The sequence below is a fragment of the Citrobacter sp. MNAZ 1397 genome (assembly GCF_023613995.1).
Lineage (GTDB): Bacteria > Pseudomonadota > Gammaproteobacteria > Enterobacterales > Enterobacteriaceae > Phytobacter > Phytobacter ursingii.
In genome coordinates this window covers 1,520,788-1,534,053 of the sequence record NZ_JAKIVH010000001.1, presented here as the reverse complement: position 1 = coordinate 1,534,053, position 13,266 = coordinate 1,520,788, and the positions used below count along the sequence as shown (strand labels likewise).

Below are 13,266 nucleotides of genomic sequence, written 5' to 3'. Positions count from 1 at the left end.
ATACGCTAAAGATTTCATTTTATTTGACGATAATTACGCTGTGGTCAAAATATATTCGTGGAATTTCCTGGCACTGTAAAAAGCATAGACTTGATGTATAGCCTGCTAAGTTCCATAAATTCACCAGGCGCTCCATCCTATAAATGTTCTAATAATACAAAAAGGTGAAATATGTTATCTATGGCGAAAAGGTTTTTAACCGCACCGTTTGGTCGCTGCAGTTCACAACCTGCGAATGGTACCTATGATTGCCAGAATATGCCTCAGTCATTAACGGCCGCGGGTTTAAGCAACAAAGCCAGTGGTATCCTCATGACATTCGTTCCCCCTGGCGCTGACTATTCAAGCGTGAGCCAGATGTGGCAGCGTTTTACTTCTCCAGCCTTGACGGTTATTACCCTTTCTTCCAGTGGCGCGCTCAGTAGCAGCTGTCGCGAGACGACCTATTGTGATGCGGCGGGGCAACAAGGAAGTTGGTTAATGCTGCCCAGGACTCTTATTGCCGAACATGAAACTCATATTATTGATTTACATGTAAAAGATACCCGAACAGCAACAGATCGCATTATTGCCATTCAGAACGAACTGGAGCGGTTACAGGTGCGTATGCCGCTCTCCTCCGATCGCACGTTTGCCATGGTGTACTGTGATGGACTTTCTGCTTCCGAAGGGTTTCTGATGCAGGCCTGGTATAATTGCGGGCGTTTTCCGTGCCTGGCGATCGGCGGTTCGGCAGGTGGCAAACTCACCTTTGACGGCACCTGGATAAGCGTGAATGGCAAAGTGCTGCAGGGCAAAGCGGTGATTATCTTTTGTAAAATGGCACCGGGAAAATCCTTTGCGCCGTTCAAAAGCCAAAACTTTAAACCACGGAATAAAAGCTGGCTGATTGCGCAGGCGGATCCCGTTGCCCGGACGGTGACCTCAGTGTTTAACGAGCAGGGGGAGCAGAAGCCTTTTACCGCTGTACTGGCCGATCTCCTGAAATGTGATGAGCAACATGTGGCAGAAAAACTCAAAGGGTTAACGTTTGGCGTGAAAGTCGGCGACGAATATTTCATTCGCTCTGTCGCTAAAATTGATACCGACGGTGTTCATTTTTTCTGTGATCTGGAATTTGGCGATCGTTTGCATTTACTGGAAGAGACTGACTTTAAGCAAGCGACATTGCATGACTGGAAAAACTTTATTACCGGGCGGGGTAAACCGGCGGCCATTCTGATGAATGACTGTATTTTGCGGCGCCTGGGGAGTGAATCGCATTTACACAATGCGCATTTCTTTAAAGGTTTACCCGCTGCCGGCTTTTCCAGCTTTGGGGAGATTCTTGGCGTTCCCATTAATCAGACGCTCTCCGCGCTGGTCTTTTTCAATCAGGACGTCAAAGCAATGGCGCATTTCCCGGTGGAATATGCAAGGTATGCCGGGCATTACGCCCAGCGAGCGCTGCGTCGTTGGGAGGCACTGAATGATTTTCAAAGTGGCGTAATTAATCGTGTTGTGGCATATCAACAAAAATTAGGTCCCCTGATGACGGCCTTACCGATGCTGGAAGCCGCGACGCAGACACAAAATGACACCCTGGGTATGGCCGAAAACAGTATCCGTTCTATCAGCGATATTGCCCTGCAGAGTCAACAGGCGCAAAACCGGCTGGTGGAAGGGCTGGATGACCTGGAGAAAATCTCAGCGGGTATTAATGAGATAACCAGTGGCATCAGTAATATTGCATTTCAGACGAACATCCTGGCGCTGAATGCGGCGGTGGAAGCTGCGCGAGCCGGTGAAGCAGGGCGTGGCTTTGCGGTCGTGGCAAGTGAAGTACGGCGGCTGGCGCATTCGTCCAAAGAGCAGGCAGATGCTACCGCAGCCAATATTAACCAGGCGGTAAACACGATTTCACGCATTCGTACCGTTGCTAACAATACCGTGGAGACTGCCAGCAATATGGCTCAGCACTCCATTTCCGCGGCCGATACCATTGCGGCGATGAGCAGTAAAACCAATAACGAACGGGACAATATTGTCAAGCATCTCAGTAGCCTGCACGCGCTGACCTCCGGCATGGATGCTATGCAAGAAGCGGTGGCGCAACTGACGGTGTTGCAAAAACTGTCCACCCGCCAGGGCCAGCACTAAACAGATGCCCTGATGTTCAGACGTCAGGGCATATTTACTCCCGGCTTAGCGCACTCGCTTCATTCTATTGCCATGAAGCTAGTGCGATTTAAACCCCGCAGCGGTCATCAGTACGCGAAAAAACAGGCCGACCAGCGCGAGAGCCAGCACGCTGCCGCCCCACAGAATGACCAGCCACATCAGGCGTTTCCATAATGGCTGTTGCATCAGTGATATCCCTCCCCATGCTGAACCTTGCCGCGAAACACGTAGTAGCTCCAGAAGGTATAGACAAGAATAACAGGGATAATCAGCAGCGCGCCAACCAGCATAAAGCCCTGGCTTTGCGCGGGCGCAGCCGCCTGCCACAGCGTAATGGAGGGCGGAATAATATGCGGCCAGATACTGATACCAAGCCCGCTGAAACCGAGGAAGATTAGCCCGAGCGTCAGCACAAAGGGTAATTTTTCACTTTGCGAGTGATTCAGACTGCGCCATTGCCACAGGCTCAACAGCAATACCAGCACCGGGACGGGCAGCAGGAAGAACAGATTTGGCAGCGTGAACCAGCGGCTTGCTATCACCGGGTGGGCAAGCGGCGTCCAGAGGCTAATGGCCGCTATCACCGGCAGTAGCGCCAGTAAGAGTCTTTTGGCCGCCTGGCGCATCCACACCTGCAACGCATTTTCGCTCTTCATCACCAGCCAGGTCGCCCCCAGCAAGGCATAGGCGATCACAAGCCCAAGGCCACAAAACAGGGTAAAGGGAGTTAACCAGTCGAAGGGGCCACCGGCAAAAGTGCGCCCGCTGACCGGAAAACCGTTAATCACCGCCCCGACAACAACTCCTTGAGTGAAGGTCGCCAGAATAGAGCCGCCTGAGAACGCCTTGTCCCAGAACGGACGATGCGCAGGCGTTGCCTTGAAGCGAAATTCAAAGGCTACGCCACGAAAAATTAGCCCCACCAGCATCAGCGTCAGCGGAATGGTCAGCGCATCGATAATGACCGCATACGCCAGCGGGAAGGCGCCAAAAAGCGCCGCGCCGCCGAGCACCAGCCAGGTTTCGTTGCCGTCCCACACCGGGGCGACACTATTCACCATCACATCGCGGTCATCAGCGTTTGGCGTGGCGGGAAAAAGAATGCCGATCCCCAGATCAAAACCGTCCATCACGATATACATCAGGGTGGCAAAGACGATGATTACAAACCAGATGAGCGAAAGATCGATACCCATTACGGTTTCTCCTGCAGATTGTCGTGCGTATTTACCGCAGAAAGCGGTCGGGCGGGGCGGCCATCCTGTTCAGTGGCAAACGATTCATTCGCCTGGGGTCCTTTTTTAATCAACCGCACCATGTAGCTGTATCCCACGCCGAATACGGAGCTGTAGACGAGGATAAACCCCAGCAGGCTGATGCTCATGTGCAGCGTGCCATGAGCAGAAACGGCATCGGCAGTGCGCTGCAAGCCATAAACCACCCATGGCTGGCGACCCACTTCGGTGGTCACCCAACCGGCAAGAATAGCCAGCAAACCCGATGGCCCCATTAATAACGCGAACCACAGAAACGGGCGCGAGTGATAGAGGCGCTGTTTGCGGCGCAGCCACAATGCGACAACGCCGAGCAATATCATCAACACGCCAAGCCCTACCATCAGGCGAAACGACCAGAACACCACGGTCGAATTCGGACGATCTTCTTTGGCGAACGATTTCAGTGCGGGGACCTGTTTGTCCAGGCTATGGGTCAGGATCAGGCTGCCCAATGCCGGGATCGCCAGCCCATAACGGGTGCGTTCTTGCGCCATGTCCGGCCAGCCAAATAACAACAATGGCGTCGGCTCTCCGGGAACATTTTCCCAGTGGCCCTCTATCGCGGCAATTTTGGCAGGTTGATGCTCAAGCGTGTTCAGCCCGTGCATATCGCCGATCAGCGCCTGAATGGGAGCCACAATGAGCGTCATCCACAGCGCCATTGAAAACATGGTGCGAATGGCGGGTGAGTGGTTGCCTTTCAGTAAATGCCAGGCGGCCGACGCGCCAACAAACAGCGCGCTGCTCAGGAAGGCGGCAACGGACATATGCAACAGGCGATACGGGAATGAGGGGTTAAACACCACCGCAAACCAGTCGACCGGCACCACCTGGCCATTAACAATTTCATAGCCCTGCGGCGTTTGCATCCAACTGTTGGAGGCGAGGATCCAGAAGGTGGAAATAATCGTCCCCAGCGCCACCATGCAGGTTGCAAAAAAATGCAGCCCTGGCCCAACCTTGTTCCAGCCAAACAGCATCACCCCTAAGAATCCGGCTTCGAGGAAAAATGCGGTCAGCACCTCGTAGGTCAGTAACGGGCCGGTGATGCTACCGGCAAACTGGGAAAATCCGCTCCAGTTGGTGCCAAATTGATAGGCCATCACCAGACCGGAGACCACGCCCATGCCAAAATTGACGGCGAAAATTTTTGACCAGAAGTGGTAGAGCGAACGCCACACCGGATTACCGGTTTTCAACCACAGACCTTCCAGCACCGCAAGGTAGCTGGCAAGACCGATGGTGATGGCCGGGAAAATAATGTGGAAGGAAACCGTAAAGGCAAACTGGATCCTTGCCAGATGAAACGCATCTAAACCCAACATACACAACCTCTGAATAGTGACTCTCAGGGAAATGGTAAAGAGCGGCGGGCATGATTATCAGAAACAGAAGAGACAAATTTATCTATAACAGTTGGTAAAAATGTGCTTTTTAGGTGCGCTGATATAGAATAAAAGCAAGGAAGGAGAGAGCAATGAAAAAATACCAGCGCCTGGCGCAGCAAATTATTTCGCAAATTGAGCTGGGCGTCTGGCGACCCGGCGACAGGCTGCCTTCGTTGCGCGAACAGGTAACCAGCAGTGGTCTGAGTTTTATGACGGTTGGTCATGCTTATCAGCTGCTGGAAAACCAGGGCTATATCACCGCCCGGCCTCAGTCAGGCTATTATGTGGCGCCACGTTCTCACCGTCCGCAAACATTACCACCTGCCACGTTAAAGCAAGATGAAGCGGTGGATATCAATACCTATATTTTTGATATTTTACAGGCCAGCCGCGATGCCTCGATATTGCCATTTGGTTCGGCCTTTCCGGATCCGCGCCTGTTTCCGCTGCAACAACTGAATCGCTCATTAGCGAATGTCAGTAAAAGCGCGACCGCCGTCAGCATTATTGAAAACCTGCCGCCGGGAAATTCCGGGCTGCGTCATGCCATCGCCCGTCGTTACGCCCAGCAGGGAATGACCATTTCACCGGATGAAATTGTGATTACCGCTGGCGCACTGGAGGCGTTAAATCTGAGTTTGCAGGCTGTAACAGAGCCCGGTGACTGGGTGATTGTTGAAAATCCCTGCTTTTATGGCGCGCTACAGGCACTTGAGCGCCTGCGTTTAAAAGCGCTGTCGGTGCCGACAGATATAAATGATGGCATTGATCTCCAGGCGCTGGAACAGGCGCTAAAGAGCTATCCGGTAAAAGCCTGCTGGCTGATGCCCAACAGCCAGAATCCGCTCGGCTTTACCCTGAGCGCAGAAAAAAAAGCACAACTGGTGGCGTTGCTGATGCAGCACAACGTGACCTTAATTGAAGACGACGTCTACAGCGAGCTCTATTACGGGCGGGAAAAACCGTTGCCCGCGAAAGCCTGGGACACTCAGGACATGACGCTGCATTGCTCCTCTTTTTCAAAATGTCTGGTCGCCGGGTTTCGTATCGGCTGGGTCGCTGCCGGGAAACATGCCCGTCGGATCCAGCAGTTACAGCTAATGAGCACCTTATCCACCAGTTCGCCGATGCAAATGGCGCTGGTCGATTACCTCGGCACCCAACGTTATGATGCGCATCTGCGCCGTCTGCGCCGCGCCCTGGCGGAACGCAAGCACCAGGCATGGCAGGCGTTGGTGCGCCATCTGCCCGGCGAGGTGAAGATCCATCGCAGCGACAGCGGTTATTTTTTATGGCTGGAGTTACCGCCGGAACTGGATGCCGGGGAGTTAAGCCAGCGCGCACTGGCTCATCAGGTCAGCATTGCGCCGGGGAAAATGTTCTCAACCTCCAGAGAGCCTACGCCGTTCTTTCGCTTTAATGCCTCCTGGCAATGGGGCGAGCGTGAAGAACGCGGCGTTATACTGCTCGGCAAAATCATTCGCGAAATGATGAAATAAAAAAGGACCCTGTTGTTCTTATTTTCTGAATAAAGTTTTCTCAATTTAAAAATATCTCTGCGGAAATTTCAGCCGCAGAGGTCATTATTTTCTGTACTTGCCCATCAGGCATTCATACGAAATGCGAATGGGAACATAAATTAACCTTTATCTGCTAACTCCTTGTCTATACTCCAGAAGATACACAGAGAGCATTTCTGCAATTAATGTAATGCGCTGTATGTCACAACCTGGCGAAATTTCTTATTGGCGGGATTCAGCCTTACGGCGCTCCGTCTACCTTTAAATCAGGAGATATTTTTACGGCAAGGCGGCCGCTCATTTTCATTACGACAGGAGTAAAACATATGAGCAAGAAATTTGCCCCGAGCTGCCTGTGCGCACTGGGCATGACCATCATGACAGCACACGCCGCCGAGCCGACGGAAGTAGGGAAAGGAGAAGGTCGCCTGGATATTATCGCCTGGCCGGGTTACATCGAACGTGGCCAGACGGATAAGCAATATGACTGGGTTAGCCAGTTTGAAAAAGAGACGGGCTGTGCGGTAAACGTGAAAACGGCAGCAACGTCCGATGAGATGGTCAGCCTGATGGCCAAAGGGGGCTATGACCTGGTGACCGCGTCCGGCGATGCCTCGCTGCGCCTGATTATGGGCAAACGCGTGCAGCCTATTAATACCGCGCTGATCCCGAACTGGAAAACCCTGGATCCACGTATAGAGAAAGGCGAATGGTTTAACGTCGGCGGCAACGTTTACGGTACACCGTATCAGTGGGGACCTAACCTGCTGATGTATAACACCAAAACGTTCCCGACGCCGCCAGATAGCTGGTCAGTCGTTTTTGTGCAGCAAAATCTGCCGGATGGCAAAACCAATAAAGGTCGCGTACAGGCCTATGACGGGCCGATTTATATCGCCGATGCCGCGCTGTTTGTCAAAGCCACTCAGCCGCAGCTTGGCATTGAGGATCCCTACCAGTTAACCGAAGCGCAGTATCAGGCTGTACTGAAAGTCCTGCGCGATCAGCATCAGTTAATCCACCGTTACTGGCATGACACCACGGTTCAGATGAGCGACTTCAAAAACGAAGGCGTTGTGGCGTCCAGTGCCTGGCCATATCAGGCAAACGCCCTGAAAGGGGAAAACCAGCCGATCGCCACCGTTTTCCCGAAAGAGGGGGTAACGGGCTGGGCGGATACCACCATGCTGCACGCGCAGGCGAAACACCCCAATTGCGCCTACAAATGGATGAACTGGTCGCTGACGCCGAAAGTACAGGGGGATGTCGCCGCCTGGTTTGGTTCACTGCCGGTGGTGCCGCAAGGCTGCAAAGCCAGTGATTTACTGGGTGAAAAAGGCTGCGAAACGAACGGTTACAGCTTCTTTGACAAGATTGCGTTCTGGAAAACACCCGTTGCCGAGGGAGGAAAATATGTCCCTTATAGCCGCTGGACGCAGGATTACATCGCCATTATGGGTGGACGTTAATCGGTCAGGAGTGATGTATGACCTATGCTGTTGAATTTGAAAATGTCTCACGTCTGTATAGTGATGTTCGTGCCGTCGACGGCGTCAGTCTGGCGGTAAACGACGGGGAATTTTTCTCCATGCTGGGGCCCTCTGGCTCCGGCAAAACTACCTGCCTGCGTCTTATCGCCGGTTTTGAACAACTGAGCGGTGGGGCTATTCGTATTTTTGGTCGTGAGGCCAGCGAATTGCCTCCCTGGGAACGTGACGTCAACACCGTTTTCCAGGATTACGCATTGTTTCCCCACATGTCGATCCTCGATAACGTGGCGTATGGTCTGATGGTCAAAGGCGTGGACAAAAAAATACGCCATGCCAGCGCACGCCAGGCGCTGGAAAAGGTGGCGCTGGATTTTGTTCACACCCGTAAGCCATCGCAACTTTCCGGCGGTCAGCGCCAGCGTGTGGCTATCGCCCGGGCGCTGGTCAATCAGCCTCGGGTTTTACTCCTTGATGAACCGCTGGGGGCGCTGGATTTGAAATTGCGCGAACAGATGCAGTTCGAGCTGAAAAAGCTGCAGCAGGATCTGGGGATCACCTTTATTTTCGTCACTCACGATCAGGGCGAAGCGCTCTCGATGTCCGACCGGGTGGCGGTGTTCAACAATGGCAAAATTGAGCAGGTTGATACACCGCGGGAACTCTATCTGCGCCCACGCACGCCGTTCGTGGCGGGCTTTGTCGGCACGTCTAATGTTTTCGACGACAGGCGGGCGGGTGCGTTGTGTGCGATGAACGGCATTTTCTCATTGCGGCCAGAGCATATTCGCCTTAACCAGCCGGGAGACATTCAGGTACAGGGGGTGGTGCAGGCAGTACAGTATCAGGGGGCCGCCACTCGTTTCGAACTGAAACTTAGCGACGGTGAAAAACTGCTGGTCAGCCAGGCGAACATGTCCGATGCGTTATTGCCAGATACGCTGGCACCGGGGCAAACGGTGCTGGCTTCGTGGTCAAGAGAGGCGATGGTGCCGTTACGGGGAGCGGGGTGATGGAGATGAGTCTGTCCCGTTCATCGCAGCGTAAACCAGGTAGCCGCCTGAGTGGCCTGTTCTGGCGCAAACCGGCGCTGGGGTTGTTCCTGCTGTTGCTGGGGCCACTGATGTGGTTCGGCATTGTTTATCTGGGGTCGCTGCTGACGCTGCTATGGCAAGGCTTCTATACCTTTGATGATTTCACGATGTCGGTGACGCCGGATTTCACTCTGGCTAACCTGCAGGCGCTGTTTAATCCCGCCAATTACGACATCATCTTGCGTACGCTCACCATGGCGGTCGCCGTGACGCTGGCAAGCGCTATGCTGGCCTTTCCGATGGCGTGGTATATGGCGAAATACACCAGCGGTAAATGGAAAGCGTTTTTCTATATTGCCGTGATGCTGCCCATGTGGGCGAGCTACATCGTCAAAGCTTACGCCTGGACGCTACTGCTGGCGAAAGACGGCGTTGCCCAGTGGTTTCTCGGCCATATGGGGCTGGAGCCCCTACTCGGCGCGCTGCTGACACTGCCCGGTATCGGTGGTAATACCCTGTCGACCTCGGGGCTGGGGCGTTTTATGGTCTTTGTCTACATCTGGCTGCCGTTTATGATTCTGCCGATTCAGGCCGCGCTGGAGCGATTGCCGCCGTCGCTCTTACAGGCCTCAGCGGATCTTGGCGCTCATCCCCGGCAGACCTTTCGCCACGTGGTGTTGCCGCTGGCTATTCCGGGCGTTGCCGCCGGTTCTATCTTTACGTTCTCCCTGACGCTGGGTGATTTCATTGTGCCGCAACTGGTGGGGCCGCCGGGGTTCTTTATCGGCAACATGGTCTATTCGCAACAAGGGGCGATCGGCAACATGCCAATGGCGGCAGCCTTTACGCTGGTCCCCATTGTATTGATTGCCCTTTATCTGGCGTTCGTGAAACGTTTGGGAGCGTTCGATGCACTCTGACCGCGCACCGTTATTTCTCAAAATTGCCGCCTGGGGTGGGGTTATCTTTCTCCATTTCCCGTTATTGATAATCGCCATCTATGCTTTTAATACCGAGGATGCCGCGTTTAGTTTTCCCCCGCAGGGCTTTACGCTGCGCTGGTTTAGCGTAGCGGCGGCGCGGGGCGATATCCTGGATGCCGTGACACTGTCACTGCAGATCGCGGCACTGGCGACTTTTATTGCTTTAATCCTTGGCACGCTTGCTGCAATGGCTCTCTGGCGCAGTGAGTTCTTTGGCCGGAACGCCATCTCACTGTTGCTGCTGCTGCCGATCGCCTTGCCCGGCATTATTACCGGCCTGGCGCTGTTAACGGCGTTTAAAACGGTGGATCTGGAACCGGGTTTTTTCACCATTGTTGTCGGTCATGCCACGTTTTGCGTGGTGGTGGTTTTCAACAACGTGATAGCCCGATTCCGTCGCACGTCGTGGAGTCTGGTTGAAGCCTCAATGGATTTAGGTGCCACCTCATGGCAGACGTTTCGCTATGTGGTGTTGCCCAATCTCGGTTCGGCGCTGCTGGCCGGGGGGATGCTGGCGTTTGCATTGTCGTTTGACGAAATCATCGTCACGACCTTTACCGCAGGGCATGAACGCACGTTGCCGCTCTGGTTGTTAAATCAACTGGGGCGCCCGCGTGATGTGCCGGTAACCAATGTGGTGGCGCTGCTGGTCATGCTGGTAACGACCCTCCCGATTTTGGGTGCCTGGTGGCTAACCCGTGACGGTGAAACCGTAGCCGGAAGCGGCAAATAACTGACAACTCTGAAAGGATAGCGCTATGCAACATCAATTATTTATCAATGGAGCACTGGTCGACGGCGAAGGCGAAAAACAGGCCGTGTTTAACCCGGCCACCGGCGAGGTGTTGCTGGAGATTGCCGAAGCCTCGCCTGCGCAGGTGGACGCAGCGGTGAAGGCAGCCGATGAGGCCTTCAAAACCTGGGGACAGACCACGCCAAAAGCGCGCGCTGAGTGCCTGCTGCAGCTGGCGCAGGTGATTGAAGATAATGCCGAAACCTTTGCGATGCTTGAATCGCTGAACTGTGGTAAACCCTTGCACTGTGTGCTGAGCGATGAAATTCCGGCGGTCGCGGATGTCTTTCGCTTCTTCGCAGGCGCCGCGCGTTGCCTGAACGGACTGGCCGCCGGGGAGTATCTGGAAGGGCACACCTCGATGATTCGCCGCGATCCGGTTGGCGTTGTGGCCTCTATCGCGCCGTGGAACTACCCGTTGATGATGGCGGCCTGGAAGCTGGGCCCTGCGCTCGCGGCAGGTAACTGTGTGGTCATTAAACCATCAGAAATCACGCCGCTAACAGCGTTGAAACTTGGTGAGCTGGCGCAGGATATTTTCCCGCCAGGAGTACTGAATGTGCTGTTCGGTCGGGGGAAAACCGTGGGTGATCCGCTGACCGGCCATGAAAAAGTGCGTATGGTCTCGCTGACGGGGTCTATTGCCACCGGTGAGCACATTATCGGCCACACGGCGTCTTCGATTAAACGTACCCATATGGAGTTGGGCGGCAAAGCGCCGGTGATTGTGTTTGATGACGCCGATCTGGATGCGGTTGTCGAAGGGGTCCGTACCTTTGGTTTTTACAACGCCGGGCAGGATTGTACCGCCGCCTGCCGCATTTATGCCCAACAAGGGGTTTACGATGCGCTGGTTGAGAAACTGGGTGCCGCGGTGGCTAGCCTGAAAATGGGGGCGCCGGATGATGAAACCACCGAGCTGGGGCCACTGAGTTCCGAAGCCCATTTAGCCCGCGTCAGCAACGCGGTGGAAGAGGCCAAAGCATTAAGCCATATCCGTGTGGTCACGGGTGGCAACAAACGCGAGGGGGCAGGGTTCTACTACCAGCCCACGCTGCTGGCTGGAGCCAGACAGGACGATGCGATAGTGCAGCGCGAAGTCTTTGGTCCGGTCGTCAGCGTGACAGTCTTCGACGATGAAGAACAGGTGCTGGGCTGGGCCAATGATTCACAATATGGTCTGGCATCGTCGGTGTGGACCAAAGATGTGGGTCGCGCGCACCGCCTGAGTGCGCGTCTGCAATATGGCTGCACCTGGGTGAATACCCATTTTATGCTTGTCAGCGAAATGCCTCATGGTGGACAAAAACTCTCGGGATACGGCAAAGATATGTCGATATACGGGCTGGAGGATTACACGGTGGTTCGCCACGTGATGATCAAACACTGAGCCTTCAACAACTGAATGTAGTGTGAGCGTGAGCGTTACCGTTTCTGTAACAATTTCTTCATAGGTACAGAATAATTGCGGTAATTCTCACGCTTTATAATTTCTAGTGTGTCAAAAAATGTAAAGATGGTATATTCCTGATTATGTTTTACGCGCCTTACCCGCGTAGCAGGGCCCATAATAAAATAATCCTACAAAACATATTATCTGACATATCAAGGCAGGGGATGTCACACTAATTTAATGAGTGCGACAAATTATCGTCACATCCCGCCATTGATAATGTCGCATTTTCGTTCTCTGGGGGACACATAATGAGTAAAGTAGTTGTGGTGCTGCTACCTGGCGGTATCCCTGAATATTTGACGGTTAATGATAACGACACAACCATCACCTGGGCTGTAAATCAGACACCGGAAGGCTTATCCGGCCTGACGCTTCCTATAGAAACCTATTTTTGCGAGGGTGAGGAGCTTCATTTCGCCCGTTATGAACCTGCGTTAAATGGCGCAATGGTTGAGCCGTATTTTCATTTATCTGCCTGAAAATGACGCCTGCTAATTGGGCAATTTACTGATAATAGCGGTTGTTAATAGTGCTAAATGCTAAACCTTAGCAGGCTATGCGAAACAGAACTTGTTCCCGAATACAGTGATCGGTGTGTACGTATTAAATAGTGGCAGCGCGAAATAAAAAAGGGCGCGCAGGCCCTTAATATTCTAATAGTTTGCAGGCTATCGTTTGAGGATGTTTTCATTATCCCGTGGGGCCCAGTCTTTTTCTGAGAAATCATATAGCGAATAAGACTGGTCGCGTAATCCATTAGCGCGCAAAATTCCTCGCACATCCGCAGGCAGGTTTTCATCACGAAACAGTTCAGCGATTACAAACATCGCGTCGCTGAATGACAGCTGTTTAATTTCAAAGGGTTTCCAGCCAGTACGCTTGAAAATAAGATGCCACAGAGCTTCTTCCCCGGCCAGCGCAACATAAGGGCTGGCATACTTCTCCCGATGACGAGACAGCAGAACTTCCAGGGTAAAAATGTGTGCGACGCGTTGCTTCGCGGCGGCCCCCCTGGCAGTCGTTTCGTTCGTCAGTTCTTCGTGCGTTATGTCATTGTTTTCACACACTCTGGTCTCGATGGCTTGCCATAGATCGTCAAACTTTTGCATTGCTGTTACCCTGTAAGAATTATTTACGGCCCTGTGACAATACCAGAGAAATCAGCCAT

At 53.3% G+C, this 13,266-nt stretch carries 12 protein-coding genes; 8 read left to right on the top strand and 4 right to left on the bottom strand.

Features of this window, described 5'->3' with window-relative positions:
* Positions 1 to 258: 258 nt before the first annotated feature.
* Positions 259 to 2,139, top strand: a complete 1,881-nt coding sequence (locus L2097_RS07055; RefSeq protein WP_502799307.1) for a methyl-accepting chemotaxis protein — start codon at positions 259 to 261, stop codon at positions 2,137 to 2,139.
* A gap of 78 nt (positions 2,140 to 2,217) precedes the next feature.
* Here the strand turns inward: L2097_RS07055 and L2097_RS07050 are convergent, their stop codons facing one another.
* From L2097_RS07050 to L2097_RS07040, 3 genes are read right to left on the bottom strand one after another with little or no spacing between them, the layout of a single operon-like run.
* Positions 2,218 to 2,346: a DUF2474 domain-containing protein gene (locus L2097_RS07050; protein WP_071845874.1), complete on the bottom strand. Its 129-nt coding sequence runs from the start codon at positions 2,344 to 2,346 to the stop codon at positions 2,218 to 2,220.
* Complete coding sequence (gene cydB, locus L2097_RS07045) at positions 2,346 to 3,356, bottom strand: cytochrome d ubiquinol oxidase subunit II (RefSeq protein ID WP_250352466.1); 1,011 nt, start codon at positions 3,354 to 3,356, stop codon at positions 2,346 to 2,348. Before cydB ends, L2097_RS07050 begins: the two co-directional genes overlap by 1 nt.
* On the bottom strand, positions 3,356 to 4,762 hold the full coding sequence (locus L2097_RS07040) for a cytochrome ubiquinol oxidase subunit I (RefSeq protein ID WP_250352465.1): 1,407 nt from the start codon (positions 4,760 to 4,762) through the stop codon (positions 3,356 to 3,358). Before L2097_RS07040 ends, cydB begins: the two co-directional genes overlap by 1 nt.
* Positions 4,763 to 4,914: 152 nt before the next feature.
* Here L2097_RS07040 and L2097_RS07035 point away from each other — a divergent pair, with 152 nt between their 5' ends.
* The 7 genes from L2097_RS07035 to L2097_RS07005 all read left to right on the top strand — a co-directional run bounded on the left by L2097_RS07035 (position 4,915) and on the right by L2097_RS07005 (position 12,577).
* On the top strand, positions 4,915 to 6,324 hold the full coding sequence (locus L2097_RS07035) for an aminotransferase-like domain-containing protein (RefSeq protein ID WP_047370400.1): 1,410 nt from the start codon (positions 4,915 to 4,917) through the stop codon (positions 6,322 to 6,324).
* A 347-nt stretch (positions 6,325 to 6,671) separates the two neighbouring features.
* Positions 6,672 to 7,814 (top strand): putative ABC transporter substrate-binding protein YdcS, encoded by a 1,143-nt coding sequence (ydcS, locus tag L2097_RS07030; RefSeq protein ID WP_229220536.1) that lies wholly within the window; start codon positions 6,672 to 6,674, stop codon positions 7,812 to 7,814.
* 17 nt (positions 7,815 to 7,831) lie between these two features.
* Positions 7,832 to 8,845, top strand: a complete 1,014-nt coding sequence (locus L2097_RS07025; RefSeq protein ID WP_250352464.1) for an ABC transporter ATP-binding protein — start codon at positions 7,832 to 7,834, stop codon at positions 8,843 to 8,845.
* Positions 8,845 to 9,786 (top strand): ABC transporter permease, encoded by a 942-nt coding sequence (locus L2097_RS07020; RefSeq protein ID WP_250352463.1) that lies wholly within the window; start codon positions 8,845 to 8,847, stop codon positions 9,784 to 9,786. Before L2097_RS07025 ends, L2097_RS07020 begins: the two co-directional genes overlap by 1 nt.
* Positions 9,776 to 10,582: an ABC transporter permease gene (locus L2097_RS07015; RefSeq protein ID WP_142518596.1), complete on the top strand. Its 807-nt coding sequence runs from the start codon at positions 9,776 to 9,778 to the stop codon at positions 10,580 to 10,582. The genes L2097_RS07020 and L2097_RS07015 overlap by 11 nt, the downstream gene beginning before the upstream one ends.
* A 25-nt stretch (positions 10,583 to 10,607) precedes the next feature.
* Positions 10,608 to 12,032 (top strand): aminobutyraldehyde dehydrogenase, encoded by a 1,425-nt coding sequence (patD, locus tag L2097_RS07010; RefSeq protein WP_142518595.1) that lies wholly within the window; start codon positions 10,608 to 10,610, stop codon positions 12,030 to 12,032.
* Between the two features lie 314 nt (positions 12,033 to 12,346).
* Positions 12,347 to 12,577, top strand: a complete 231-nt coding sequence (locus tag L2097_RS07005) for a hypothetical protein (RefSeq protein WP_047370394.1) — start codon at positions 12,347 to 12,349, stop codon at positions 12,575 to 12,577.
* Positions 12,578 to 12,766: 189 nt separating this feature from the next.
* Here L2097_RS07005 and L2097_RS07000 read toward each other — a convergent pair whose 3' ends face one another.
* Positions 12,767 to 13,207 carry an ECs1072 family phage-associated protein gene (locus tag L2097_RS07000; protein ID WP_047370393.1) on the bottom strand — a complete coding sequence of 147 codons (441 nt, stop codon included), beginning with the start codon at positions 13,205 to 13,207 and terminating at the stop codon, positions 12,767 to 12,769.
* Positions 13,208 to 13,266 lie beyond the last annotated feature (59 nt).

Bases quoted from the DNA above. Each gene is read 5' to 3' on its own strand.
- L2097_RS07055 (WP_502799307.1), top strand. From the start codon at position 259: ATGCCTCAGTCATTAACGGCCGCGGGTTTAAGCAACAAAGCCAGTGGT.
- L2097_RS07050 (WP_071845874.1), bottom strand. From the start codon at position 2,346: ATGCAACAGCCATTATGGAAACGCCTGATGTGGCTGGTCATTCTGTGG.
- cydB (WP_250352466.1), bottom strand. From the start codon at position 3,356: ATGGGTATCGATCTTTCGCTCATCTGGTTTGTAATCATCGTCTTTGCC.
- L2097_RS07040 (WP_250352465.1), bottom strand. From the start codon at position 4,762: ATGTTGGGTTTAGATGCGTTTCATCTGGCAAGGATCCAGTTTGCCTTT.
- L2097_RS07035 (WP_047370400.1), top strand. From the start codon at position 4,915: ATGAAAAAATACCAGCGCCTGGCGCAGCAAATTATTTCGCAAATTGAG.
- ydcS (WP_229220536.1), top strand. From the start codon at position 6,672: ATGAGCAAGAAATTTGCCCCGAGCTGCCTGTGCGCACTGGGCATGACC.
- L2097_RS07025 (WP_250352464.1), top strand. From the start codon at position 7,832: ATGACCTATGCTGTTGAATTTGAAAATGTCTCACGTCTGTATAGTGAT.
- L2097_RS07020 (WP_250352463.1), top strand. From the start codon at position 8,845: ATGGAGATGAGTCTGTCCCGTTCATCGCAGCGTAAACCAGGTAGCCGC.
- L2097_RS07015 (WP_142518596.1), top strand. From the start codon at position 9,776: ATGCACTCTGACCGCGCACCGTTATTTCTCAAAATTGCCGCCTGGGGT.
- patD (WP_142518595.1), top strand. From the start codon at position 10,608: ATGCAACATCAATTATTTATCAATGGAGCACTGGTCGACGGCGAAGGC.
- L2097_RS07005 (WP_047370394.1), top strand. From the start codon at position 12,347: ATGAGTAAAGTAGTTGTGGTGCTGCTACCTGGCGGTATCCCTGAATAT.
- L2097_RS07000 (WP_047370393.1), bottom strand. From the start codon at position 13,207: ATGCAAAAGTTTGACGATCTATGGCAAGCCATCGAGACCAGAGTGTGT.